We start from the raw sequence: 24,805 nt of genomic DNA on the forward strand, positions 1-24,805 counted from the left end.
CATCACCTATAAGAAGATGATGGAAGACTGCTTTTTCATTCAATGACCATCTTGGATCGAACATAATGCCAAAGCAAATTTTCCGTGTGTAGGATGGAGGATTCATGTGTGCGTTCGTATGCATGAGACGCATCGATCCCTGCCCCTATCAATCCATGGACAATATCAAACCCTGCCCGTATGGCAGCGGAGGCATCCGATCCATAGTAGGGATAAATATCCACTTTATATTCAATCCCATTCTCTTCAGCCAATGAGACTAAATGCTTGCGCAGTCCATAGTGATAAGGTCCGCTTGAATCCTTCGCACAGATCGATACGGTAAACTCATCCGTGGATTGACCGTCACCGATCGCACCCATATCGACTGCCAGATATTCAATCGTTTCGTCAGGAATATTCGAATTTCCGCCATAACCGATTTCTTCATTATTTGAAATCAGAAAATGGGTCGTATAAGGAAGCGTGATTCCTTCGGATTGAATGTGGCGTATTAACTGCATAAGCATCCCTACACTTGCTTTATCATCCAGATGACGGGATTTTATGAACCCGCTTTCCGTGATTTCAGCACGGGGATCAAATGAAACGAAATCCCCCACCTCTATTCCCAACTCTCTTACATCTTTAGCATTCCGTACTTTTTCGTCGATCCGAACTTCTATATTCGTTTCGTCCCGTTTTGCTTCGCCTGCATTTTTGTAGACATGGACAGAGGTTTGATGCATGAGGATCGTTCCACTGTAGGATTTGCCTGTAGATGTTTCAATCCTGCAGTACTCCCCTTCCACCGCATTCCATCTGAATCCACCAATCATGGATAACCGTAGACGTCCATCACTTTTGATTTCCTTGACCATGGCGCCTAATGCATCGACATGTGCCGTCAGCATGCGATGCCTCAATGTATCTTCACCTGGCAGGGTAATGATGAGGGCACCCTTTCGATTCCTTTTCATTTCCACTTGTAAATCCGTGAAATATTCCTCCACAAAATTCATGATCGTATCCGTGTTTCCTGAAGGACTTGGGATTTCCACAAGTTCCTTAATTAATTGAATGGTATTCTTCGTATCTGGATATGTATTCATTTGTCTCCCTCCCTTCCCATATTATACCGTCAACTCCAACACGACTACAAATGCTGTTTACCGAATATTCCATCGAATGCCCCTGGATTTCTTCATGCCTTCTCTTTCAAACTTCTTTCGTTTCTTCTTAATGAATGGGTGAAGGAATCCACATTGATCACAGCTGTACATGACCATATCCCCTTCCACTCTCTGTCCAGTGACGTCCCATTTTGCTGCTCCATACTCTTCTTTCATGAATAATTCGTTTTCCGTCAAGCTAAAATGACCGCAATACAAACACCCAGTGAACAATTTTCCCACCGCCCCTTTTTGTACATGCCTATGAACGGAACGGGAATACTATGAAAGGATTTGGAAAAAAGTTTACTCATCTCCCTTTTCTGCCTGCCCTACTCACATGTTAAAAATACAGGAGTGATAACGTGGACTCATCAACATTAAATCGTTTACCTCAAGGTAAAAAACATCCCAAAGGTCTTTACCTGTTATTCTTTACAGAACTATGGGAACGGTATAGTTACTATGGAATGAGGGCCCTTCTCGTTCTGTACTTAACGACAGCCTTTGTAAGCGGAGGCTTGGGAGTCGATCCGGCAAAAGCGTTGTCCATTTATGGTATTTATACCGGAAGTGTCTACTTTACCCCCATATTAGGAGGATGGCTGACGGATCGATATATCGGGCTGAGAAAGGCGATCACCATTGGAGGAATCACCATGGCATGTGGAGATTTCACCATTTTCCTGACCCACTCCCAAATCGGCTTATATGCAGGACTTGCCCTGCTCGTTCTTGGTAACGGTTTTTTCAAACCGAATATTTCCACACTCGTAGGGGAGCTGTACCCACGGAACGATAAACGTAAAGATGCCGCCTTTACCATATTCTATATGGGAATCAACCTTGGAGCATTATTCGCTCCTCTCATTGCAGGTTTTCTTGCAGAGGACTTATTTCTCACCACCATGGCGGACGGAACGATGCATTATGGATTCAAATGGGCATTCCTTGCCTCCTCCATTGGAATGATCACCGGGCAGATCATCTTTAGTACGTTAAACAATAAATATCTAGGGGAAGTAGGATTGAAACCAAATAAACTATTAGCAGAAGAAGCCAATGAAGACAGGGATATACCTTTGACTAAGAAGGAAAAGCAGCGTACCACTGCCATTCTCATCCTTGCATGCTTTGTCGTATTTTTCTGGGCGGGATTTGAACAAGCCGGGAGCTCATTCACTCTCTACACGAAAAATTTCATCGATCGTGACGTGTTTGGTTATACCATTCCCGTTGCTTGGTTCCAATCCGTCAACCCATTATTCATCGTCATCCTTGCACCGATCCTTTCAAGTGTCTGGTTACGACTTTCCCGATCGAAAAGGGGAGATTTAAATATGACTACCAAGATGGGAATCGGAATGATCCTGCTCGGCCTGGGATTCATGATCCTCATACCTGCAGTCATGCAAACCGGGTCTGATGAACAAAACATCACAGTAAAAGCCAATCTCCTGTTCATCGTCTTTACGTATTTGCTTCATACACTAGGGGAATTATTCCTGTCTCCTGTCGGTTTGTCTCTCGTCAGTAAAGTTGCCCCCGTGAAGATCGCCTCCCTCTTGATGGGGGTTTGGATGGCTGCCATAGGGGTGGCAAGCTTACTTGCAGGTCAACTTGCTTCCCTTACTGCGACCCTCGGGTATTTAGAAATATTCGCCGTCATTGGCGCTGCCGCCATCATATTGGGATTTGTATTGCTGACCATATCCAAGAAGCTCGTAATCATGATGAGGGAAGAAAATCATATATAACAAGAAATCGCTCGGCACTAATGCCGAGCGATTTCTATTTCAATGTTTTCTCCGCTACACTTCCGTTCAACAAGCCCCCGATCAAAAGGATTGTTGAGGAAATATAAAACCAGACCACCAGCGTAATGACGCTCCCCAGCTGACCGTAAAATTGGGAGTAATCATTCAACTTCACGTAAGTTCCATAAAGCCATGACACTCCCTGCCATCCGAATGTCGCAACCAGTGCGCCAGGGATGACATGGAGAAGCGATATTCTTTTACTTGGAACGACCATATACAGAAAGACAAAGAGGATGAACATAAAGACAGAGCTCAATCCCCATTTGCCGATCACCCAGGCCTGACTCCAATCGCCGTTAATTTTTCCTTCTGTAAATCGTGCATGACGGACATACTCCTCGACAACCGGTACAATGAGGGAAAATGAAATGAGGACCATGAAGCCGACCGTCAATAAGAGATCATACAACAATGCGATTAAAAAGGGTTTCTTCCTTTCAATCCTATATGCCTGATTCAACGAACGTACCATCGATTGGACCGCCATTGAAGAAAGCCAGAAGGTGAAGAAAATGGAAACCGACAAAACGTCCCCTCTCTGGTCATACAGAATGCGTTCGATATTATCCTGTATGATGGCGTATGATTTATCAGGGGCAAAAGGTTTGATCAACAGCAGCACATTGGTCTCAGAGATGGGCAGATAACTGATTAATGAAAATACGAAAATCAAAAATGGGAAAATGGATAACAATAAGTAATAGGCCAACTGAGCTGAATGATCAAAGAAGCGTTCCTTAAAAAATCGAACAGTCACCGTCTTAAAATGATGTATGATAATCATGGTTTTAACTCCTAAGCAGGAAAAGATACTATTATTTTCCCCTTTAAGATTCAATTCAATCCTATATGAACCGCTTATCTTACTTCAAGAATGTTTCAAAGGACAAACGCTTTTTCAAGTTAATGGCTGAATACCTCCTCCTGCCTCTGTCTGCCACTCATCTTCTAACACTCCGTAAAGAAGTGAATCTCTCCAGCCATCTTTCAGCTTCATATGATGTCGGATTCTGCCCTCAAGCGTCATCCCGATCTTGACTAACACTCGTTGGGAAGAAACGTTTCGGGGATCACAGGTTGCTGAAATCCTGTGTAGTTTTAAATTACCGAACCCTATACCGACCAGCGTGCGCCCTACAAGCGTCCCTATTCCTTCCCCCCAATAGTCCGGATGCAGTATATAACCGATCTCCCCCGTACGATGAGCAAAGCTTTTGATAATGATTTCACCAGCACCGATCACTTTATCAACTCTTTCATCGACCAGGGCATGCACATACCTGGTTTGGGGAATAATTTTTGCTGCCTGCAGAGCGTCTTCTACATAGGCTATTGAGTCATGTTCTTTATTTGGTCCCCAACTCTGAAACCTTGAAACAACTGCTAAAGATGCATACTCATGAACATCTTTCCAGTCTTCTATCTTTAAACTTCTACAATACAAATGGGAAGACAGATAAATCCTCTCCACATTCTTCACCTCAACTCTGTTCTAAAGTGTTTTAATATTACCATAATTCACGGGATACAGAATCCTTTTTCAACTTTGGTACTATGTTATTAACTCTTCGGAAAAATGAAGGAAGGAATTCCCCGTTTCTCTCCAGAAATATATATCAAGGAGAATGAATTGGTTGCATCTCTGAATCCACACAGAAGAAAGGGAGAATCATTATGGTTAACAAGAACGATTCCATGGGGAATGAAAAAGTATATACGGATTTTATCAATAGAATGACTTATGGTGAATATTTGGGACTGGATACATTGTTGGATAGTCAAAAGCGTTTATCCGGTCACCACGATGAAATGCTGTTCATCATCATCCATCAAGTCAGTGAACTTTGGATGAAATTGATCCTGCATGAAACCAGGGCAAGCATTGCCTCCATTCAAAAAGGCGAACTGTCCCCTGCATTTAAAATGCTTGCCAGGGTTTCAAAAATACAATCCCAGATCATCCATGCATGGGACGTGTTATCGACCCTCACTCCATCAGAGTATGTCCAATTCAGGGACAGCCTTGGTCAAGCCTCCGGATTTCAATCGTATCAATACAGGATGATTGAATTCTCCCTGGGGTACAAAACCAGGCATGTTCTTGAAATTTACAAAAAAGATCCTGAATTATTATCCCAGCTTACAGAAGCCTATGAAGCCCCTTCCCTTTACGATGTATCTATCCTTGCTCTGGCGGGTGCTGGATTGCCTATTCATGAAGATGTAAAGAATCGTGATTATACAAAGCCCTACAGTGAAGACCAGTCGGTACTCAAAGCCTGGACAACCGTATATAAAAACCCTGATCAATATTGGGACCTTTATGAACTGGCTGAAAAATTAATCGACATTGAGGATTGGCTCCAGCAATGGCGGTTCCGCCATATGAAAACAGTCGAAAGAATCATCGGTCAAAAAATGGGTACCGGTGGCTCCAGCGGTGTCGGGTATTTAAAAAAAGTGCTTGACCACCACTTTTTCCCTGAGCTCTGGAACGTGCGCACGACCCTTTGATTCAGCTTTTACACATACGCTATTAAACCATTTTTTGAATAAATGTACTATTCACATTCTTTTAGCCTATTTTTATTTATGGTAATTATCAGGGTTGCCATAAATAACATTACCTGATAATATGTAATAGAATTATTTTTGTTCGGAATGGAAGGATGGACAAAGTTTTTAAAGCTTTTCGCCTTGAAGTTACATGAGCAAGAATAGTAATACATTGTGTGGAGAACACACGAGGAGGTAACATTATGTTAGAAGGTACAGTTAAATGGTTTAACGCAGAAAAAGGTTTCGGATTCATCGAGCGCGAAGGTGGAGACGACGTGTTCGTACACTTCTCAGCTATTCAAGGCGAAGGATTCAAAACTTTAGAAGAAGGTCAAAAAGTTTCTTTTGAAATCGTTCAAGGAAACCGTGGCGACCAAGCAGCTAACGTTACTAAAGCATAATTTATGCTTACTGAAAGACTCTACTCTGTAGAGTCTTTTTTCTTTGCCATCCATTCACAAAGTGTATACAATATTCTTAACATGTTTTCTGGGAGGATTCTATGTATGGCAAAACACTCGTTTCATATCTCTACTGAATGGCCGGGTCTCAGGAATGATACAGGCACCTTGAGCTCGGAACATTTTCATACAAAAATTTCGATCCCACCTGAAATGGACGGTCCCGGGATCGGGACAAACCCTGATGAAATGCTCCTTGGAGCTGCAGCTACATGCTATATCATCACGCTTGCTGCTATGCTGGAAAGAAGCCATATAGAGAAAAAAGACTTAACGATGACTTCTGAAGGAATTGTAGAAGTAGATAGAGGGGTCATCACGTATAAAGAAATCATTCATCGGCCAATCCTGTCACTGAGTTCTGCTTCCAGTGATAAAGACATCGCACTTTCAAAGAAATTAATGCTGAAAGCTGAACAGTCATGCATGATCACCCGTGCCCTCAAGGGGAATGTATCGGTGAAGGTAGATCCAGAAATACATATGTAGCAAAAAAAGGGCTTCCAATCGGATGCCCTTCATTGTTTGCTCACGATTCTGCGTGAACAAGCTTCACGAGCATGTGAGAAAGCATATGCTGTTCTTCTTTATTTCCCGCTTTCCATAATTCATATAACAGCTTCTCTTCCCTGTTTTTCGGTTCTTCATGAGCTGCAAGATAGTCCCCTACCTTCTGTGCTGCCTTTGCCTGCTGCTCTTCATTCATCCCCAGCTTATCTGCTAAGGAAACCTTGTTACCTAAGTATTCTTTGAAATGATCAAAGTTTGAAAGAATGTCCTCTTTTTTGTCCTGAGACATACGATCCATCGTACTGCTTACCTTCGACTCCATCTTTTCTTCTGTAGAATGATTTGCCATGCAGCCAACCTCTCCTCTCACTAATCTACTATGTATATTCCCAGCAAAGGAATTGCTAAACCTTTATTTTCTTTTATTTGGAAAACACACTCAACTCTCTCTATTTTGTTTATTTCCTGCACCTGATGTGTAAACAATAAGGAGGTAATAAACGACTTTTAAGGAGGACGAAGGAGTATGAGTTCAAAGAAGGTAGCGATCATTACGGGAGCGAGCAGTGGGATCGGTCAGGCAACGGCAAAGGAATTGGCGTCAAAGAATATTACAGTCATGCTTGCAGCGAGACGGGAAGAACGTTTAAAGGAATTGAAAGATGAAATAGAGCAAATGGGCGGAACGGCATATTATCATGTCACAGACGTGACGAACGTCGAAGAAATGGAACAACTTGCGAAGAAAACGGTAGAAGAAGCCGGCCGGATTGATGTATTGATCAATAATGCTGGTCTCATGCCCCTTTCACTCATAAATAAACGAAAAATCAAAGAATGGGATCAGATGGTTGACGTCAATATTAAAGGGGTGCTCTATGGGATATCCGCAGTTCTTCCTTATATGGAAGATCAGAAGACAGGACATATCATTAACATTTCATCCGTAGCTGGACATAAAGTGATGCCGGGCAGTTCAGTCTACAGTGGGACTAAATATGCCGTCAGGGCGATTACAGAAGGCTTGAGACAGGAAATGAATGCATCGCATAACATTCGTACAACCATCATCTGTCCTGGTGCAGTGGCTACAGAACTGACTGAGACCATTACGGACGAAGATATCTTAGCCGCGTTCAAGGATCGGGATATGAAGCCCCTGGACAGTGAAAATATCGCCAAAGCGATTTCTTATGCCGTGGAACAGCCTGATCATGTAGATGTCAATGAAATCATTGTACGCCCTACCATGCAGGATATGTAAACAACAAGGAGGAAATGGATTTTATGAATACACAATTTGATAAACTTTTCATCAATGGTGAATGGCTTGATGGAAGCAGTGAAAAGACAATACCGAATCAGAATCCTTTTGATCATTCTGAAATCGGCTCCATTAAAGCTGCCAGTAAAGAAGATCTCGATAAAGCGTATCAATCAGCACAGGAAGCCCAAAAATCCTGGGCAAATGAGCTTCCTCAAACAAAGAGAGCCATTATGGAAAAGGCGGTCTCTGTTGTTGAAGAAAATAAGGATTTAATCATTGAATGGCTCATCAAGGAGTCCGGAAGTACGTATATGAAAGCTGCAGGGGAAGTGACCGTCTCCATTAACAGCATGAAGGAAGCTGCAACGTATCCGTATAGGATGGAAGGGAAAATCCTGCCTTCCCAAGTTCCCGGCAAGGAAAACAGGGTATACAGGGCACCACTTGGAGTTGTCGGCATCATCAGCCCATGGAATTTCCCCTTCCATCTGGCTGTCCGATCCATTGCGACTGCTTTGGCTACCGGAAACGGGGTTGTGGTTAAGCCAGCTACACATACCCCTGTGACTGGCGGGTTATTATTTGCAAGTATATTTGAAGAAGCCGGACTTCCCAAAGGACTTCTTAATGTTGTAGTAGGAAAAGGATCGGAAATCGGGGATGATATCGTGACCCACCCCATCCCCCGCTTGATTTCCTTTACAGGATCTACGGAAGTGGGACGCCGCATCGGGGAACTTGCAGGGAAAAATCTTAAGAAAACGGCCTTGGAGCTCGGTGGCAATAATGTCTTTATCGTACTTGATGATGCGGACCTCGATCAGGCTGTTGAATCAGCCCTTTTCGGTAAATTCTATCACCAGGGTCAAATTTGCATGAGCATCAACCGGATCATGGTTCAAAAAGGGATGTATGAAAAATTTGTGGATGCTTTCGTTTCCAGGGTAAAAGAATTACACGTTGGAGATCCCTCGGACAAAAAGACACAAATTGGTCCATTGATCGATCAAAATCAAGCAGACCGGATATTGGAAGATATTGAAAGCAGCAAGGAAATGGGGGCTGAAGTGGTCCTTGGAGGAAATGCAGAAAAGAACTTATTATATCCGACCGTTCTGACCCATGTGTCAAATTCAATGCCGATTGCAAAAAATGAAATTTTCGGACCAGTGGCAGCCATCATACCATTCGATTCCGAAGAAGAAGTTGTTGGGCTAGCTAATGAACACCCTTATGGCTTAAGCGGAGCAGTCCATTCTTCATCCATTGAGAGAGCGACGAATGTGGCTCATCAAGTGGAAACCGGAATGATTCATATCAATGACGAACCTGTGAATGACGAGCCTCATATGCCATTCGGCGGCGAAAAAGATTCAGGACTCGGACGCTTCAACGGGGAATGGGCACTCGAAGAATTCACGACGGTGAAATGGGTGGCCGTTCAACATAAAAGAAGGGATTATGGTCCTTTTATTGAAAAGAGATAACAAAAAGCGAGTCATGCCGACTCGCTTTTTATTATGGTCTCTTTACAGCTCATCAAATCCATTTGCATCCGATGTTTTCGTGTATTGTCTTGATTTTTGTTCAAAGAAATCGGTCTTCCCCCTGTCGACTTCCTGATACGCTATGATCCATTTAAGTGGATTTGTCCTGTATCCCTCGAATGGTTCGTCGAAACCTAATTGCTTCGCTCTTTTATTGGCCATGAATTTAATATAATCCTCCACATCACTAATCAGAAGCCCTTCCACATGGGATCCAATGATTTCCCTCCCCCATTCCATTTCGAGGAGCGCTGCTTGTTTAAATGTTTCCACCCCGAACGTACGCAGCTCTTCCGTCTCATAAGAGGGATTTTCATTCAAAACTTCTTTAAATATCTTTTCAAACAATCCGACATGGAGCTGTTCGTCACGATTGATATAATTAATCATCGTGCTCGTTGCAACCATCTTTTGGTTTCTTGCTAAATGATAGAAAAAAGCAAAACCTGAATAGAAGAACAATCCTTCCAGGATGACATCATAAATGATTGACTTTAATAGATTCTGGACAGTCGGTGATTCCACAAATCCTTTATAGCCATTTGTGATAAATTCATTCCTTTTTAATAGAATGGGATCGTTCTTCCAAAAGTCAAACACTTCATTTTGCTCTCTTTTCGACACGATGCTGGATAACACATAGCTGTAGGAATGGTTATGCACGACTTCTTGCTGTGCCAGGATGATCATCAGGGCGTTTAGGCTCGAATCCGTCAGATAATCTGCCACTTTTCCCGCATAGTCGGTTTGAACGCTGTCAAGCAGCGCCAGGAGACCTATGATTTTCAAAAAGGATTCCTGCTCGTTCTTCGGCAAAGTAGGGAACTGCTTGATATCTTTAGCCATATTGATTTCAAATGGAGTCCAGAAATTCCCCAGCATTCTTTTATATTTTGGGTAAGCCCAGGAAAACCGCACGTCATCCCAGTTTAATATATTGGAACTTTTCCCGTTTACGATACCCGTTGATTTATTTGGGGCCAGTGAATCAATCAGGACCCTCTGTTTCAATTCTTCCATTTTCCTTCTTCCTCCCCTAGCTGTGACAGCTTTCACATTCTTCAAAATTGGATACGGACGTAGACCTTACATAATAAGTGGTTTTCAATCCGGACTTCCATGCGTCCAGGTGAAGATCCAGTAAATCTTTAGCCTTGATGTCATTACGCACATACAGATTAAATGAAATCCCCTGATCGATATGCCTCTGCCTCTTTACGTTCTGTTCCACACTCCAATGTTGATCCACTTGATAAGCGGTCTTGTAATACCAGGTTGTTTCCGGAGACAGATCGGGAGCGGTCACTGGAATCTTGTAATCTTTCTTTTCTTCTGAATACTGGAGCCTGAATATCGGATCGATGCTCGCAGAGGACCCCGCAATGATCGAGGTTGAGGAATTGGGGGCTACCGCCATTAAATATCCATTACGGATCCCTTTGTCTTTAATCCCATCCTTCAATTCCATCCATCTTTCACTTGAATAGTCCCGTTTCAGAAAATAATCTCCCGTCGACCAGTCCGAGTCGTCGAAATAAGGATAGCTTCCTTTTTCCTTTGCCAGTTCATGGCTTGCTTTTATCGTATAATAAGCAATCTCTTCATAAAGGGAATCACAATAGTCGACCGCCTGACTGCTTTCCCACTTCAATCCCTTCAAGGCAAGGAGATGATGCCATCCGAATGTCCCTAATCCGATCCCCCTGTATCGCTGATTGGTAATCTGGGCCTGCAGGACGGGAAGGTCGTTTAAGTCAATCACATTATCCAGCAGTCTTACGCCTATCTTCACCACTCTCTCAAGCTCATCATCCAGGATGGTCTTGGCTAAAGAAATGGACGCAAGATTGCATACGACATAATCTCCCGGTGACTTATATGTGACGATCATCCCATCTTGGATCACCTCTTCTTCCATCACAGTCGCACTCATGTTCTGAGCGATTTCGGTACATAGGTTACTGCAATAGATCATCCCTTTATGGGGATTGGCATTCATACGGTTAACAGTATCCCGGTAAAACATATACGGAGTCCCCGTTTCGAGCTGAGATATCATGATGCGCTTAAAGATTTCAATGGCAGGGACCACTTCCCGTGAAAGGGTGGGGTGAGCGACACATTCCCAATACTTCTCACGAAAACTACCAGCACCGTATGTTTCGTCATAGAAGTCTTCGAGGGAGTAGCCCATGACTCCTTTCACTTCATGAGGGTCGAATAAATACCAGTCTTCCCTCTTTTCCACCTGTTCCATAAACAGATCCGGTAAGGAGACTCCCGTGAAAAGATCATGGGTCCTCTGCCTTTCGTCCCCATTGTTCAACCGGGTATCCAGAAATGGGAAGATATCTTTATGCCATACATCCAAATATACGGCGATCGCACCTTGACGCTGCCCCAGTTGATCGACGGAAACCGCCGTATTATTTAGTTGTTTCATCCACGGTATGACCCCGGAGCTCACTCCCTTAAAGCCCTTTATATCACTCCCCCTGCTGCGGACCTTCCCTAAATAAATTCCAAGGCCCCCTCCGTTCTTGCTAAGAGTGGAAACGTCCGTATTACTGTCATAAATACTTCTTAAGTCATCTTCCACAGTATCAATGAAACAGCTGGATAGCTGGCCATGGCTTTTTCCTGCATTTGCAAAAGTAGGGGTTGCCACGGTCATATACAGATTGGACAGGGCCCAATATGCTTCTTCGATCAATGACATTCTTTTTTCCTTTTCCTCATTCATGCATAACGTCATACTGATGACCATAAATCGCTCCTGAGGAAGCTCCAGCACTTTTCCATTATGGGACTTTGTCAAATACCTCTCGGCCAGCGTAACGATCCCTATGTAAGTAAAGAGTTGATCCCTATTGAAATCAAGAATGGAACCTAAGTAATCCACTTCTTCCTTGCTATATGAATCCAGTAGTGCCGGGGAATAAAGTTGGGCTTCAGTTAAGTCTTTGACCATTTGATAAAATGAGCCGGATAGATTATCTTTTGATTTCCCCCTCGAAAAGGAAATACCCTCATATAAATCCTTGATGTACAAGGATGCTGCCACATAGGTCCAATCCGGTTCGAGTGCGGTGATACGTTCGATCGCTGTCAGGATCATGAAATGATGAAGCTGTTCTTTGGTCCATTCTTCCTGCTGATTTGCATACATGGTGATTTTCTTATCGAATTCTGTGAAATCCAGGTTGGAATACTGTCTGCTAAGGCTGTGGAGAATCCCTTCCACTTCATTTTGCTTTTCCATTGTGAACGTCATGTTCATTCCTCCCGTTTCTTAAAGTGGGAAGGAGTCAAAAAAAGCCCATCCTTCAAGAAGGACGGGCTTTAAAAATACGGAGATATAAACAGACCTAACGCCTATTGTAATCCTCGCTTTATCCTCCCAATTCCCGAAGAAGATAACACGTGTTAAATAAGGCAGGTCTCCTGACTCGCGCTTCACTCTACTCTAAGGCCTTCCCATCGATACGACAGTGGCAGTTCCTTATTTCGTCAGCACATACAGTTGCGGGGACAGCTCCGGATTCTCACCGGATTCCCTTTTAAGTCTCATCAGACACCTTATTTACAGGTTATAATCAATATATAGTTATTAAAATAAAAACAGACACCAAATGTTGTGTCCTTAACTATCATATATGATTCAAAATAGATTTACAAGTAATCTATTCATTTTTATTTTTGCTCTCTCCGCAGAGATTGGTGTATATTATTCAATTACTAAGTTCTGTAGCTCTGTCAACGAGGATGAGCTTTAGGGTGAGGGGAACTGCTTCGCTTTCCACGGACGTTCGGTCGAGCCTCCTCAGCACAGTTCGCTTCCGGGGTCTCGACACGCCCGTTTTTCCGTAGGAGTCTACGCTGTTCCCCTCACCCTCTATTTAAGCTATTGGAGACAGAGCTCAAAGATTTTCGAAACCCTACGTAGAATAAATAGCATATTTTTCTCTTTTTATTCGATGGTTTCCGCATTTGAATGGATTTGAAGTGGTATACAATTATTACAATAGGTTAAAAGATCATCTTAATGTAGTTGATTGGAGCGGAAGGTGCTCGACTCCGACGGGAATAGCGGGAAAGTTGAGACCCCGCAGGGCAATGCCCGAGGAGGCTCAACTCACGCCCCGCGGAAAGCGAGCACCTGCAGCGGAAATCAACCAGTACTCGCTATTACAAATTTCGAAAACTTATCTAAAATTAGTCTGAAATATGCTTATAATTATTATTTTCCCTGAAAAGGAAAGAAGATGATGGAATAGTGCCTCCAAACGGACAGTGGTCCGTCTACATTTACATTTATGTGGGTTGAGGTAAATGGATTCCATCTCTATAATCCAAATAGAAGGTTGTTTGACAGTATTCTTTGGTCCCCAATATTTTTGATAGGTTGTTTAAATGGAGAAAGACTCGATTTAAACAACCTCTTTTTTTTGAAAGTATGTATGTAATATTCCTCCTGCTTTATCATCTAAATAGAAATTATACTCCCTTTATATTTCAGTATATTGAAAGAGAAACAGCCTCTCACATGTGTTTCATCCAGATTACAATCAATACTTTTTGACCTAAATACTTTCTTTTTGCAGGTTTTTCATTTACAATGCCCATTAAGTGATTTTTTTTTGAAATCACACCTTAGTTCTGAAAGGAGTCTATTATGAAGAAACTATTAACGACTTTACTAGTAGGATTATTAACAATTGGACTAGCTGCTTGCGGTTCGAATGAGGAGAGCCAAAAAGCTGACGATAAACCAAAAACAGAGGCTTCTGACAAAAAGGCTCAAGAAGAGCAAGCGAAAAAGATGGAAGAAATGCAAAAGAAAATGGATGAGCAAAAGGTAGAAAAAGATAAGATCGTCGCTATCGTAAACGACGAAAAAATCAAAGGTGAAGATTTCAACAATGTGTTGACTCAATCACAGATGCAGTATCAACAAATGGGACAGGACCCGACAAGTAAAGATGCTGCCAAAAAAATCAAAGATCAAACCATTGATAGCATAGTCGGTCAAACACTTCTTATGCAACAGGCCGAGGAAAAAGGCTATAAAGCGACGGATGATGAAATCAATAAGCAGCTCGACGAAGTGAAAAAGCAATACAAAGACGACAAGCAATTTGAAGATGCCATGAAGAAAGCCGGATTTACCATGGATGAGTTGAAAACTCAGATTGCTGAAAATATTAAGTACACCAACTACGTTGAAAAAGAAATCAAAGTCGACGAAGTGACAGAAGATGAAATGAAGAAGTTTTATGATCAATATGCAAGTCAACAAGGGCAGGATCAAGCAAAGGATGCACCCAAGTTTGAAGATGTAAAACCACAGATCAAGACTCAGCTGGAACAACAGAAGAAGCAAGAAAAGCTTGTTCAACATGTTGAAGATTTAAAGAAAAATGCTAAAATTGACGTGAAAATCTAACACAAGTCAGAAAGCCGCCTTCGTATGGCGGCTTTCTTTTTTTCTATCTTCCATAAGAGGTTTTTCTCCCTGTCCCGGGGGTATGGTATAGGAACCGATCAATTAAAGGAGGATGTACATCATGACCAAAAGAATAAATCAAAATCCGGAAAATGCAGAGCAGGACCAGGAAAGTATCCTTGATCAGCATGAAAGTGAACAAAATGTCGATCCCATCCCTATAGACGAACTAAAAAAAGACCAGCGTGACGAAAAGAAAAAGCACGATACCAAAGACGAATAAACATAAATAAACCGCCCTGTGGATGATCCACAGGGCGGTTCTATATTATTTAGCTAACCAATCTGTATGGAAAGTGCCTTCTTTGTCTATACGCTGATACGTATGGGCTCCGAAATAGTCCCTTTGTGCTTGCAGCAGATTCGCAGGCAGTGATTCGGAACGATAGCTGTCATAATAAGCTAACGCACTGGCGAGACCCGGTACAGGAACGCCAAGCTTGATGGCTGTTGCCACAACTTCCCTTGCTTCATCCTGATAATTTTCAACAATCTCTTTAAAATACGGATCAAGGAGCAGATTCGTTAAGCCGGGATCGCGATCATATGCATTCTTGATTTCTCCAAGGAAGCCGGCACGAATGATGCAGCCTCCTCTGAAGATCATGGAAATTTCACCAGGTTTAAGATCCCAACCGTACTCATCCGACGCCGATTGAAGCTGTGCGAACCCTTGTGCATAAGAACAAATCTTGCTCAAGTACAACGCCTTGCGGATCATTTCGATGAACTCCTGTTTATTACCTGTAAACTCTTTAATTTTTGGTCCTCTCAGGATCTTGCTCGCCTTCACCCGTTCTTCCTTCATGGCTGAAATGAAACGGGCAAAAACAGATTCAGTGATGATGGATAATGGCACTCCTAATTCAAGGGAACTGATGCTCGTCCATTTTCCTGTCCCTTTTTGACCGGCAGTATCCAAAATAACATCCACAAGGGGCTTGCCTGTATCTTCATCCATCTTCGTGAAGATATCGGCAGTAATTTCAATCAGATAACTGTCAAGCTCCCCGGCGTTCCATTCTTTGAATATTTCATGAAGTTCCGTTGCACTTAACCCCAGCACATTCTTCATTAGATAATACGCTTCACAAATAAGTTGCATATCACTGTATTCTATTCCGTTATGAACCATTTTCACGTAATGGCCGGATCCGTCCGGGCCGATATATGTACTGCATGCATCCCCATTCACCTTGGCAGCGATGGCTGTGAGGAAAGGTTCTACTAGATCGTACGCTTCTTTCTGGCCGCTTGGCATAATCGCAGGTCCGTATAACGCACCTTCTTCTCCACCGGAAACTCCTGCACCGATGAAGTTGATTCCCTTCTCATCCAGTGCCTTATTGCGGCGGATGGTATCTTCAAAGTAGGTGTTTCCACCGTCAATGAGGATATCACCTTTATCCAGATGAGGAAGCAATGAATCAATCGCTTTATCCGTAATATTCCCGGCAGGTACCATGATGAGAATTTTACGCGGTACTTCCAACGATTGAATAAATTCACTTACATCATGTGTTCCAACCAAATTCTTTCCTTGATGCTCGTCCAATACTTCTTTTACTTTTTCATCCGAAACATCATATATAGAAACTGAATAGCCCCTGCTTTCAAAGTTTAAGGCGAGGCTCTTTCCCATCACTCCGACGCCGACGACTCCTATTTGTTGTTTTGTCATTATGATCATTCCTTTCAAGTACGAGTAAATAGATGACTTCACCGTTATTATTATAATACGAAATAAATTTCCGTGGTGGATTTTTATGAAATAATATTTTTTTATTTCGTAAAATAGGTTAAAATTATTTTCACAGAAGTCTTACAGGAGGTATTCTACCATCATGGATGAACAGGCTCAACATTGTTTTCCACGAATCCGGTCCCATTACTCACAATTCAGTGAAAAAGAAAAGATGATTGCTGATTTTATTATTGCTAATCCTGAAAAAATTATCCATTCAACCATCAGTGGCGTGGCAGAAGATCTCGGAATTGCAGATGCCACCGTCTTCCGCTTCTGCAAGCGATTAGGCTTCAAAGGCTACCAGGCGATGAAGATTTCACTGGCTTCTGATCTTGTGGCACCGATCAAGGATATCCATGAAACCATCCAGGAAGAGGATTCTGAAGGGGTCATCGCCCAAAAGGTGTTCCGGTCCAATATGAGAAGCCTTGAAGACTCATTGGGCATCATGAAAGAAGACACATTCCGGCAAGCCGTGCAAGCGATGCTCTGTGCGAGGAGGATCGAATTTTATGGTACCGGCGGTTCAGGATTCATTGCCATGGATGCCCATCATAAGTTTCTCAGAACGGGGATGACCATTAATGCTTATAATGACTCCCACATGCAGCTGATATCCGCTTCTCAACTGACGGAAGAAGATGTGATTGTGTTTATTTCCCACTCAGGGGCAAATAAAGATCTATTGGAAGTACTGGAGGTTGCGAAGAAAAATCATGTCACCACGATCGGCATCACTCATTTCGCTAAATCTCCCTTGAGCAGCAGGATCGATATTCCGCTATTCACCGTTTCACAGGAAACTGAGTACCGCGGGGAAGCCCTGGCGTCAAGAATCAGTCAGCTGAGCATTGTGGATGCCCTCTATGTGAACATCATGAAAAAACGGAAAGACCTATCCAAAACATCCCTGCAAAAAATACGTGATGCCATTTCCATTAAAAAAGTATAATAATGAGAGGGACGGACCTTTAAAGGTCCGTCCCTCTCATTATTATGCATCCAGTCTTTCAATGATTGTGGCATTGGCCATGCCGTGTCCTTCACACATGGTTTGCAGACCGTATCTTCCTCCCGTGCGCTCAAGCTCATGCATCATGCTCACCATGATTCTTGCTCCACTGGCCCCTAATGGATGACCGAGGGCGATTGCCCCTCCATTCGGATTTAACTTGGAAGGATCCGCATCGATCTCCTTCAACCATGCAAGTGCCACGGGGGCAAACGCTTCATTCACTTCAAATATGTCAATATCTGCGACAGACAGGCGCGCTTTTTGCAGGGCTTTCCTGGTTGCAGGGATGGGTCCCGTTAACATCAGGGTCGGATCAGATCCCACCACCACACGGGTATGAATCTTAAAACGAGCTTTCAAACCCAATTCGTCTGCTTTTTCTCTCGACATAATAAGCAGGGCAGCTGCACCATCACTGATTTGACTGGCATTCCCCGCATGAATGACGCCACCTTCTTTGAATGCAGGTTTTAATTTCCCCAGTATTTCGAGTGACGTTTCTTTTCTTGGTCCTTCATCTTTCGTGAAGAAAAACGGATTTCCGTCTTCACCTTGTACTTTCACACCATAAATCTCACGTTCGAAGCGTCCTTCTTCCTGGGCCTTTAAAGCTTTTTGATGACTATTATAGGAGAACCGGTCTAATTCTTCACGGGTAAAACTATATTTTTCAGCAATTCGCTCGGCTGATAACCCCTGATGAATGATTTCATGTTTTTCCCTTAACTTTTCACTAAAACCTGCTCCTTGATAATTTGATCCGATCGGCGTTCTTGTCATGTTCTCTACCCCACCTGCAATGACGACATCCATATCCCCGGAAAGGATGGCTTGTGAAGCAAAATGCACGGCCTGCTGACTCGATCCGCACTGACGGTCAATGGTGGTGCCGGGCACTTCAATCGGAAAACCCGCTATTAGCGCAGCCACCCTGGCAATATCCCCTGCCTGTTCTCCAGACTGAGTGACACACCCAAGGATGACATCCTCAATACAATCCGGATCAATCCCCGACTTTTCTACCAATCCTTTAAGTATCTCACCTGCCAAATCGTCAGGTCTCATCCCCATTAACGATCCTTTTCTCCTTCCAACCGCAGAACGGATCCCTTCAACAATGACAACTTCTCTCATCCCACTCTCCCTTTCTATAACCCCAGATTCTTTGCAATGATCACTTTCATGATTTCATTTGTTCCAGCATAAATGCTTGCAACCGGTATATCCCGATATCGCCTGGCGATCGGATATTCTTCCATATAGCCATATCCACCGTGAAGCTGCATGCATTCTGTGGCAATGTGACGAGCCATTTCTGTCAGCTTATATTTGGCCATGGATACCTTTGTCACGACGTCCAACCCATGCATATGCTCGGCTATCAATCCATCCAAAAAAGCTCTGCCCATTTCTATATCAGTGGCCATTTCTGCCATTTTGAATTGGGTATTCTGAAATTGACTGACTGGTCTCCCAAAGGCCTGACGGCTCTTCACGTATTCCATCGTAAGGGAAAACATTTCTTCTGAAGCCGTTTGGGCTGCAATCGCCACGATAAGACGTTCCTGCTGCAGCTTATTCATCAAATAGTGAAAGCCACTGCCTTCCTCTCCGATCAGATTTTCTTTCGGTACCTTACAATCTTCAAAAATGAGTTCGGCTGTATCTTGACAGTGCAATCCAATTTTATCCAGCTTCCTCCCCCTGGAAAACCCCGGAGTATCCCTTTCAACCGCCAACAGGCTGACACCTTTATGAGGCGGTTTACTGTGGGGATCCGTTTTAACAGCGACAATCACTAAATCACCATGAATACCATTTGTAATAAAAGTCTTTTGTCCATTTACAATATAATGATCTCCATCTGAAAGAGCTGTCGTTTTGATGGCCGCTAAATCAGAACCCGTGCCAGGCTCTGTCATCGCAATGGCTGTGATCATCTTTCCGCTCGCACATAAAGGAAGCCACTTCTTTTTCTGTTGTGTTGTCCCGTATTCTGATATATAGGGGACTACGATATCATTATGAAGCCCTATTCCAATCAAACCTGAACCCACTCTTTCCAATTCTTCATTAATGATGACCGAAAAGCCCCAATCGACCCCGCTTCCCCCATATTCCTCTTCAATGTCAGGGCAAAGAAACCCTTGTTCCCCCATCTTCTCCCAAAATGATCTGGGAACCATCCGGTTATTCTCCCACTCCTCATAATAAGGATAAGCTTCCTTTTGTAGAAATTTCCTCAGAGCCAGACGAAATATACTGTGTTCTTCGGTTAAATAAGGATGTTTCATACGTCTCTCCCTCATTTCGTGTTGGTGTATATTGGGATAGCGCTTTCATTTGAAAAATGAATGAATCTGCACTCACTCCACTGCCTTCCCTGGTTATTTAGGCTGCATCCTGATGGCTCCGTCCAGCCGTATCGTCTCTCCATTCAACATCGGGTTTTCAAGTATGCTTTTCACCAACTGAGCATATTCAGATGGATAACCAAGTCTTTTAGGGAAAGGAACCGTGCTTCCAAGGGATTGTCTTGCCTCTTCTGGAAGAGTGTCAAACATAGGTGTATGAAATAATCCTGGTGCAATCGTCATGACCCTGATGCCGTCCCTTGCAAGTTCCCTGGCAATCGGCAGAGTCATTCCTACAACTCCTCCTTTTGATGCACTATATGCAGCCTGACCGACTTGGCCGTCAAATGCGGCAACAGACGCAGTATTCACGATCACACCTTTTTCTCCATGCTCATTCGGTAAATTTTGCATCATCTTTTCTGCAGTGAGCCGAATGACATTGAACGTACCGATCAAATTCACTTCAATTACTTTGGAAAATTGCTCAAGGGAATGGACTCCTTTTCTCCCCACCACTTTTCCAGGCGGTGCAATGCCTGCACAATTCACAACTGTATTGTATCCCCCGAAATCTTCCATGGCTCTCTCAAGGGCCTCTTTTACACTTTCTTCATTCGTTACATCTGTTTTATAATAACGCATGGAATCCCCATACTCTTTTTTTAATATTGAGCTTCTCTCCCCATTGAGGTCAAGGATATAAACCTTTCCCCCTTCTTCCATGATTTTTCTTGCCGTGGCTTCTCCCAGCCCGGATGCTCCCCCCGTGATGATGGCAACAGAATCTTTTATCTCCACTTATATTCCCTCCAATCTGCATGCTTATAGTTTTATTTTAGCGTTGGAAGCAGGAAAAAGATATAAAGTTTTAAAAATTCCGTCTATTTACAAGAAAAGCAGGCCATACATTACATGCAAGCATGAATCCATAAAAAAAACAGACTCACGAATGAGTCTGTTTTTGGATGTGTAAAGTTAGATTATGCTTTACGTACGTTAGCTGCTTGTGGTCCACGAGCACCTTGTTCAACGTCGAAAGATACTTCTTGACCTTCGTCAAGAGATTTGAAACCTTCACCTTGAATCGCTGAGAAGTGTACGAATACGTCGTCTCCACCTTCTACTTCGATGAATCCGAAACCTTTTTCTGCGTTAAACCATTTTACTTTACCATTTTCCATGTTTGTTGCCTCCTAAAGTGCGTTACACACAATATATTACTATTCTTGCGATATCAGGTGAAAACCAAATCTTGTTCTTCCCATGTATACCGGACAAAAATAATTCTTCTATAGAATAACAGTAATGAAACAAATAAGCAAGTTCCTGTGGCGGAAGTTTTTAAAGTCAGACCTCTGACATAATTTGACTTCGGCATCTTATAACCGCTTCGGCAGAAAGTGAATTCCACTTTTTAACATGAATGCGTTTCCTTTCTTCTTCCTTCTGGTCCTTTTGGTGGAACGTGATCGTTTTATCAAGTTTATCACTCATGGGACTCTAAAACGGAGGGTAAACTGTGGTATAATGATTAAATATGAAAGGGAGTGCCCAATGAAATCCACAAAAAATCGGTTCAGTAATGGTTCTATGGTTACGATCAAGGAAACAGGAGAAACAGTGACGATATTAAAATGGCAATACGTTAAAAACATGAAGCGATATTCTTATATCGTAAAGGAACATCCAGGCACATTTTATTTTGAAGAAGAATTAGAAGTGAACTAAATACTATCATCATTATTAATATGATTTTGACAAGGACTCTTACCCGAATTCAGCAGAGTCCTTTTTCAATTCAATCTTTTAACGTCAAAAAAAGGGTGCATCTTATACGATGCACCCTTTTTTCTATGTATGACCTGTGAGGGATTCGAACCCACGACCCCTTCCCTGTCAAGGAAGTGCTCTCCCACTGAGCTAACAAGTCGCGATGTAAGGTACATATTCTATTATAATAAATTCGAGAAAAATGTCAATGGATTTTTCTCATAAAATGCCCCTATTCTAGACTTCATGTATAAAAGAACATTTGTTCGCATATAATGTCAATACATTCAACTGAGAGGGGCTTCCTATCATGAGGATATTAGAGCGGTCGTTAATGGATCGATGTCCCATTGAAATCATATACATGACTTCGGAGCTGAAATGTTCGAAAAGGAGAATACTGGTGAAAAAAGTTGAAAAGGATTATATTACTGCCTATTGCTATTTCAGGAGAGATATTCGCAACTTCAGGATTCATGACATCTTAGCTGCATCTCCTATCCTTTTTCATGCTGGCCGGACAATATCAAGACTTTGATTACAACAAATAAGAGGCTGTTAGCCCAAGAATGGGGTAACAGCCTCTTATTGTGTTATGCCGTTGCTCTTGTTGGTGTTTTATCTTCTCTCTTAATAAAGAATTGCAATGCAAGCATGATACCGAATAAAACTAGACCAATAATATCCGACATTCCCTCAGGATAAATCAGTAACAATCCGGCTGCTACGCAAAGGAGACGTTCTATGACGAATACTCGTCGGTACCAATACCCGATCATACCTGCCCCGATCGCCATCATTCCCGTTACGGCCGTGAAGACGACCCAAAGTAATCTAGGAATGGTCGTATCGATCATTAACAATTCAGGCGACAGGACGAACATATAAGGGATGATAAAGGCGGCGATGGCCAATTTAGCGGAATTGACCCCCGTCCTAATCGGTTCCCCTCCCGATACCCCGGCCGCGGCGAATGCAGCCAGCGCCACAGGAGGCGTGATATCGGCAATGATCCCGAAATAAAACACGAATAAATGAGCCGCCAGCTCAGGTGCCCCTAATAGAATAATCGCAGGAGCAGCGATGGTGGATGTAATGACATAGTTCGCCGTTGTCGGAGAACCCATGCCGAGAACGATCGAAGCGATCATTGTAAATATCAATGTAAGGATCAGCTTGCCTTCTGTTGTATTGGTCAGATCTGCAGCCAGGTCCACCAATCCATTTGCAAGGGTCAATCCTAACCCCGTCTTCGTTACAACACCGACGATCATACCGGCGGCAGCTGTCGCCACGGCTACAGACAAGGCAGTTCTGGCACCGTCAACAAGGGCATCCACAGCATCCTTGAAACCGATCCTTGTATCTTTTCGTATGGCACTGATGACGACAGTGGCAACAATCGACCACAGTGCAGCACGCATGACACTCATCCCGCTTACCAACAGAATGATGACTGCCAGTATCGGAAGCAGCAGATAAATCTTCTTGAATACTTCTTTACGGTTGGGCATTTCTTCATCTGATAATCCACGAAGACCGATACGCTTCGCTTCAAAGTGCGTCATGATCCAAATCCCGGTAAAATAAAGGACGGCAGGAATCGAGGCAGCTTTCGCAATATCCCAGTACGAAATCCCTCCGATAAACTCGACCATCAGGAAAGCGGCAGCTCCCATGATTGGAGGCATCAGCTGACCACCTGTCGACGCAGCAGCCTCTACCCCACCGGCAAACTCTTTGCGGTACCCAAGCTTCTTCATCATAGGGATCGTGAAGGAACCCGAAGTCACGACGTTTGCTACGGAGCTTCCACTGATCGTCCCTTGAAGGGCACTGGAGAAGATCGCAACCTTTGCGGGACCTCCGACACGTTTCCCGGCAATGGATACTGCCAAATCATTAAAATATTGTCCGACGCCGGTTTTCACCAGGAACGCCCCGAACAACAGGAACAGGAAGATGAAGGTGGCTGATACATATAGGGGCGTACCAAGGATCCCTTCACTTGTAAAGAACATCGTTTTAACGATATCGTCCCAGTCATATCCTCTGTGGGCGAGGAATCCAGGCATCAATCTGCCATAATACATATACAGGATGAAGGCAGAAGCAATGATTGTAATCGGCAACCCTACTGCACGACGGGTTGCTTCAAGTACTAGGATCATAGCAGCGAAACCGACATAGAAATCAAGGGAGGTCATTAATCCCACCCGGCTGACGATATCATCCTGCATGATCGGCCAATAAGCACCGATCCCAATCGAGATGACTGAGAGAACAACGTCATACCAGGCGATCTTATCCTTCTTCAGATTCTTCTTCCGGGCTGGGAATAAGAGAAACACTAAAGAAAGAGCGAACCCTAAGTGAACGGATAACAATAACTGCCTAGGGATGAATTGAAAGATGGATGCTACTAATTGAAATAATGAAAATGCCAATAATCCGAAGAATATGATCCATTTGAATATCCCATGATGAAATTTCCTTGTAGATGATTCGGGATCATATTTCTCAAGTAACTCTTGTTGTTGTTCTGCAGTCAATGATTCAAATTCTTTATCTTTTTCCAACTACAGTCACTCCTTTCCACTGATCATAAAGTGATTGTTTCCTTAATTGAACCCGTACGACGGAGCCTTTATCAAAATAGTCGGCTAAAGGATATTCCTTTCCGTCCATCACAAGGCGGTGATTGGCGACGACCTGTCCGATCCGGATATCAATGAATGGGAACACTTTGTCCATATTAGAAATTAAATATTTGCCTTCCTTCGTCACTTCAAAGGTTTCATTTCCCTCTGCATTGGCCGGCATCCCAATGGCAGTATCTTCATAGAGTAATTGGGTTTGTTGAATTTGATTTGAAGATGTTTGATGGTAAAATTCCTCTACTTCTGATAGATGAATAGAGTGTGTATAGCGAACCGAAAATGAATGATCATCGGGAAGACTGAAAAGGACCGGGTCCCCCGTTGTACTTCTCGGCTCGATCACTAAAAACGTTTGTAAGGGTATAAAAAGGATGATTCCGACACAAAGAATAAGGAGAATCGCACCCATGAATGAAAATTTCTTCATCAACAATT

25 protein-coding genes, 1 tRNA gene and 1 riboswitch are annotated in these 24,805 nt (G+C 43.1%); of the genes, 11 read left to right on the forward strand and 15 right to left on the reverse strand.

The genetic code is table 11. The features are described 5' to 3' along the window. Nucleotides 1-35 precede the first annotated feature (35 nt). Both V8G47_RS10225 and V8G47_RS10230 read right to left on the reverse strand, forming a co-directional pair. Complete coding sequence (locus tag V8G47_RS10225) at nt 36-1,091, reverse strand: M42 family metallopeptidase (protein ID WP_336200025.1); 1,056 nt, start codon at nt 1,089-1,091, stop codon at nt 36-38. A 57-nt stretch (nt 1,092-1,148) separates the two neighbouring features. Continuing rightward, complete coding sequence (locus tag V8G47_RS10230; RefSeq protein WP_336200026.1) at nt 1,149-1,349, reverse strand: hypothetical protein; 201 nt, start codon at nt 1,347-1,349, stop codon at nt 1,149-1,151. A 167-nt stretch (nt 1,350-1,516) separates the two neighbouring features. Here V8G47_RS10230 and V8G47_RS10235 point away from each other — a divergent pair, with 167 nt between their 5' ends. Next, nucleotides 1,517-2,908, forward strand: coding sequence for a peptide MFS transporter (locus tag V8G47_RS10235; protein ID WP_336200027.1), 1,392 nt, complete (start codon nt 1,517-1,519; stop codon nt 2,906-2,908). 34 nt (nt 2,909-2,942) lie between these two features. Here the strand turns inward: V8G47_RS10235 and V8G47_RS10240 are convergent, their stop codons facing one another. Then, nucleotides 2,943-3,755, reverse strand: coding sequence for a YihY/virulence factor BrkB family protein (locus tag V8G47_RS10240; RefSeq protein ID WP_261751344.1), 813 nt, complete (start codon nt 3,753-3,755; stop codon nt 2,943-2,945). Nucleotides 3,756-3,869: 114 nt separating this feature from the next. Beyond that, nucleotides 3,870-4,415 (reverse strand): GNAT family N-acetyltransferase, encoded by a 546-nt coding sequence (locus V8G47_RS10245; RefSeq protein WP_336200028.1) that lies wholly within the window; start codon nt 4,413-4,415, stop codon nt 3,870-3,872. 230 nt (nt 4,416-4,645) lie between these two features. Here V8G47_RS10245 and kynA point away from each other — a divergent pair, with 230 nt between their 5' ends. From kynA to V8G47_RS10260, 3 genes are all read left to right on the forward strand, one after another. Beyond that, a complete protein-coding gene (kynA, locus tag V8G47_RS10250; protein WP_336200029.1) occupies nt 4,646-5,485 on the forward strand; it encodes a tryptophan 2,3-dioxygenase in 840 nt (279 codons plus the stop codon). Nucleotides 5,486-5,730: 245 nt separating this feature from the next. Next, nucleotides 5,731-5,931, forward strand: coding sequence for a cold-shock protein (locus V8G47_RS10255; RefSeq protein ID WP_034763568.1), 201 nt, complete (start codon nt 5,731-5,733; stop codon nt 5,929-5,931). Between the two features lie 105 nt (nt 5,932-6,036). Then, entirely contained in the window at nt 6,037-6,480 is a 444-nt protein-coding gene (locus tag V8G47_RS10260) for an SACOL1771 family peroxiredoxin (RefSeq protein ID WP_336200030.1), read from the forward strand. A 40-nt stretch (nt 6,481-6,520) separates the two neighbouring features. Here V8G47_RS10260 and V8G47_RS10265 read toward each other — a convergent pair whose 3' ends face one another. Next, nucleotides 6,521-6,823, reverse strand: a complete 303-nt coding sequence (locus tag V8G47_RS10265; RefSeq protein ID WP_442970823.1) for a DUF3243 domain-containing protein — start codon at nt 6,821-6,823, stop codon at nt 6,521-6,523. A 204-nt stretch (nt 6,824-7,027) separates the two neighbouring features. On the opposite strand from V8G47_RS10265, the gene V8G47_RS10270 reads away from it, so the two are divergent. Beyond that, nucleotides 7,028-7,765 carry an SDR family oxidoreductase gene (locus V8G47_RS10270; protein ID WP_336200032.1) on the forward strand — a complete coding sequence of 246 codons (738 nt, stop codon included), beginning with the start codon at nt 7,028-7,030 and terminating at the stop codon, nt 7,763-7,765. A 23-nt stretch (nt 7,766-7,788) separates the two neighbouring features. After that, nucleotides 7,789-9,255: an aldehyde dehydrogenase family protein gene (locus tag V8G47_RS10275; protein ID WP_336200033.1), complete on the forward strand. Its 1,467-nt coding sequence runs from the start codon at nt 7,789-7,791 to the stop codon at nt 9,253-9,255. Between the two features lie 42 nt (nt 9,256-9,297). Here the strand turns inward: V8G47_RS10275 and V8G47_RS10280 are convergent, their stop codons facing one another. Then, a complete protein-coding gene (locus V8G47_RS10280) occupies nt 9,298-10,335 on the reverse strand; it encodes a ribonucleotide-diphosphate reductase subunit beta (RefSeq protein WP_336200034.1) in 1,038 nt (345 codons plus the stop codon). 16 nt (nt 10,336-10,351) lie between these two features. Then, complete coding sequence (locus V8G47_RS10285) at nt 10,352-12,595, reverse strand: ribonucleoside-diphosphate reductase subunit alpha (protein ID WP_442970821.1); 2,244 nt, start codon at nt 12,593-12,595, stop codon at nt 10,352-10,354. Between the two features lie 137 nt (nt 12,596-12,732). Continuing rightward, a riboswitch (cobalamin riboswitch) is annotated at nt 12,733-12,912 on the reverse strand. A gap of 1,078 nt (nt 12,913-13,990) precedes the next feature. On the opposite strand from V8G47_RS10285, the gene V8G47_RS10290 reads away from it, so the two are divergent. Together V8G47_RS10290 and V8G47_RS10295 are read left to right on the forward strand one after the other, a co-directional pair. After that, nucleotides 13,991-14,761: a SurA N-terminal domain-containing protein gene (locus V8G47_RS10290; protein ID WP_336200036.1), complete on the forward strand. Its 771-nt coding sequence runs from the start codon at nt 13,991-13,993 to the stop codon at nt 14,759-14,761. A 121-nt stretch (nt 14,762-14,882) separates the two neighbouring features. After that, on the forward strand, nt 14,883-15,044 hold the full coding sequence (locus V8G47_RS10295) for a hypothetical protein (protein ID WP_336200037.1): 162 nt from the start codon (nt 14,883-14,885) through the stop codon (nt 15,042-15,044). 45 nt (nt 15,045-15,089) lie between these two features. On the opposite strand, the gene gndA is transcribed toward V8G47_RS10295, so the two are convergent. Further along, nucleotides 15,090-16,502 (reverse strand): NADP-dependent phosphogluconate dehydrogenase, encoded by a 1,413-nt coding sequence (gene gndA / locus V8G47_RS10300; RefSeq protein ID WP_336200038.1) that lies wholly within the window; start codon nt 16,500-16,502, stop codon nt 15,090-15,092. 163 nt (nt 16,503-16,665) lie between these two features. Between gndA and V8G47_RS10305 the strand changes: the two genes are divergently transcribed. Further along, nucleotides 16,666-17,520 carry a MurR/RpiR family transcriptional regulator gene (locus V8G47_RS10305; protein ID WP_336200039.1) on the forward strand — a complete coding sequence of 285 codons (855 nt, stop codon included), beginning with the start codon at nt 16,666-16,668 and terminating at the stop codon, nt 17,518-17,520. A gap of 42 nt (nt 17,521-17,562) precedes the next feature. Here V8G47_RS10305 and V8G47_RS10310 read toward each other — a convergent pair whose 3' ends face one another. The 4 genes from V8G47_RS10310 to V8G47_RS10325 all read right to left on the reverse strand — a co-directional run bounded on the left by V8G47_RS10310 (nt 17,563) and on the right by V8G47_RS10325 (nt 21,121). Next, nucleotides 17,563-18,717, reverse strand: coding sequence for a thiolase family protein (locus V8G47_RS10310; RefSeq protein ID WP_336200040.1), 1,155 nt, complete (start codon nt 18,715-18,717; stop codon nt 17,563-17,565). 14 nt (nt 18,718-18,731) lie between these two features. Continuing rightward, nucleotides 18,732-19,877: an acyl-CoA dehydrogenase family protein gene (locus tag V8G47_RS10315; protein ID WP_336200041.1), complete on the reverse strand. Its 1,146-nt coding sequence runs from the start codon at nt 19,875-19,877 to the stop codon at nt 18,732-18,734. Between the two features lie 93 nt (nt 19,878-19,970). After that, on the reverse strand, nt 19,971-20,738 hold the full coding sequence (locus V8G47_RS10320; protein WP_336200042.1) for a 3-hydroxyacyl-CoA dehydrogenase: 768 nt from the start codon (nt 20,736-20,738) through the stop codon (nt 19,971-19,973). A gap of 182 nt (nt 20,739-20,920) precedes the next feature. Continuing rightward, a complete protein-coding gene (locus tag V8G47_RS10325; RefSeq protein ID WP_034763533.1) occupies nt 20,921-21,121 on the reverse strand; it encodes a cold-shock protein in 201 nt (66 codons plus the stop codon). Nucleotides 21,122-21,494: 373 nt separating this feature from the next. Between V8G47_RS10325 and V8G47_RS10330 the strand changes: the two genes are divergently transcribed. Beyond that, on the forward strand, nt 21,495-21,668 hold the full coding sequence (locus tag V8G47_RS10330) for a hypothetical protein (RefSeq protein ID WP_167562135.1): 174 nt from the start codon (nt 21,495-21,497) through the stop codon (nt 21,666-21,668). Nucleotides 21,669-21,798: 130 nt separating this feature from the next. Here V8G47_RS10330 and V8G47_RS10335 read toward each other — a convergent pair. Further along, nucleotides 21,799-21,870, reverse strand: a tRNA-Val gene (locus V8G47_RS10335). A 150-nt stretch (nt 21,871-22,020) separates the two neighbouring features. Here V8G47_RS10335 and V8G47_RS20830 point away from each other — a divergent pair. Beyond that, on the forward strand, nt 22,021-22,248 hold the full coding sequence (locus V8G47_RS20830; RefSeq protein ID WP_442970822.1) for a WYL domain-containing protein: 228 nt from the start codon (nt 22,021-22,023) through the stop codon (nt 22,246-22,248). A gap of 55 nt (nt 22,249-22,303) precedes the next feature. Here V8G47_RS20830 and V8G47_RS10340 read toward each other — a convergent pair whose 3' ends face one another. Together V8G47_RS10340 and V8G47_RS10345 are read right to left on the reverse strand one after the other, a co-directional pair. After that, nucleotides 22,304-24,289 carry a TRAP transporter permease gene (locus V8G47_RS10340; protein WP_336200043.1) on the reverse strand — a complete coding sequence of 662 codons (1,986 nt, stop codon included), beginning with the start codon at nt 24,287-24,289 and terminating at the stop codon, nt 22,304-22,306. Next, entirely contained in the window at nt 24,276-24,797 is a 522-nt protein-coding gene (locus V8G47_RS10345; RefSeq protein ID WP_336200044.1) for a DUF1850 domain-containing protein, read from the reverse strand. Before V8G47_RS10345 ends, V8G47_RS10340 begins: the two co-directional genes overlap by 14 nt. Nucleotides 24,798-24,805 lie beyond the last annotated feature (8 nt).

It is taken from the genome of Rossellomorea sp. LJF3, assembly GCF_037046045.1.
Taxonomy (GTDB): domain Bacteria; phylum Bacillota; class Bacilli; order Bacillales; family Bacillaceae_B; genus Rossellomorea.

Bases quoted from the DNA above. Each gene is read 5' to 3' on its own strand.
- gndA (WP_336200038.1), bottom strand. From the start codon at position 16,502: ATGACAAAACAACAAATAGGAGTCGTCGGCGTCGGAGTGATGGGAAAG.
- V8G47_RS10325 (WP_034763533.1), bottom strand. From the start codon at position 21,121: ATGGAAAATGGTAAAGTAAAATGGTTTAACGCAGAAAAAGGTTTCGGA.
- V8G47_RS10295 (WP_336200037.1), top strand. From the start codon at position 14,883: ATGACCAAAAGAATAAATCAAAATCCGGAAAATGCAGAGCAGGACCAG.
- V8G47_RS20830 (WP_442970822.1), top strand. From the start codon at position 22,021: ATGAGGATATTAGAGCGGTCGTTAATGGATCGATGTCCCATTGAAATC.
- kynA (WP_336200029.1), top strand. From the start codon at position 4,646: ATGGTTAACAAGAACGATTCCATGGGGAATGAAAAAGTATATACGGAT.
- V8G47_RS10310 (WP_336200040.1), bottom strand. From the start codon at position 18,717: ATGAGAGAAGTTGTCATTGTTGAAGGGATCCGTTCTGCGGTTGGAAGG.
- V8G47_RS10225 (WP_336200025.1), bottom strand. From the start codon at position 1,091: ATGAATACATATCCAGATACGAAGAATACCATTCAATTAATTAAGGAA.
- V8G47_RS10270 (WP_336200032.1), top strand. From the start codon at position 7,028: ATGAGTTCAAAGAAGGTAGCGATCATTACGGGAGCGAGCAGTGGGATC.
- V8G47_RS10260 (WP_336200030.1), top strand. From the start codon at position 6,037: ATGGCAAAACACTCGTTTCATATCTCTACTGAATGGCCGGGTCTCAGG.
- V8G47_RS10315 (WP_336200041.1), bottom strand. From the start codon at position 19,877: ATGAAACATCCTTATTTAACCGAAGAACACAGTATATTTCGTCTGGCT.
- V8G47_RS10305 (WP_336200039.1), top strand. From the start codon at position 16,666: ATGGATGAACAGGCTCAACATTGTTTTCCACGAATCCGGTCCCATTAC.
- V8G47_RS10330 (WP_167562135.1), top strand. From the start codon at position 21,495: ATGAAATCCACAAAAAATCGGTTCAGTAATGGTTCTATGGTTACGATC.
- V8G47_RS10345 (WP_336200044.1), bottom strand. From the start codon at position 24,797: ATGAAGAAATTTTCATTCATGGGTGCGATTCTCCTTATTCTTTGTGTC.
- V8G47_RS10240 (WP_261751344.1), bottom strand. From the start codon at position 3,755: ATGATTATCATACATCATTTTAAGACGGTGACTGTTCGATTTTTTAAG.
- V8G47_RS10290 (WP_336200036.1), top strand. From the start codon at position 13,991: ATGAAGAAACTATTAACGACTTTACTAGTAGGATTATTAACAATTGGA.
- V8G47_RS10285 (WP_442970821.1), bottom strand. From the start codon at position 12,595: ATGAACATGACGTTCACAATGGAAAAGCAAAATGAAGTGGAAGGGATT.
- V8G47_RS10255 (WP_034763568.1), top strand. From the start codon at position 5,731: ATGTTAGAAGGTACAGTTAAATGGTTTAACGCAGAAAAAGGTTTCGGA.
- V8G47_RS10275 (WP_336200033.1), top strand. From the start codon at position 7,789: ATGAATACACAATTTGATAAACTTTTCATCAATGGTGAATGGCTTGAT.
- V8G47_RS10265 (WP_442970823.1), bottom strand. From the start codon at position 6,823: ATGGAGTCGAAGGTAAGCAGTACGATGGATCGTATGTCTCAGGACAAA.
- V8G47_RS10280 (WP_336200034.1), bottom strand. From the start codon at position 10,335: ATGGAAGAATTGAAACAGAGGGTCCTGATTGATTCACTGGCCCCAAAT.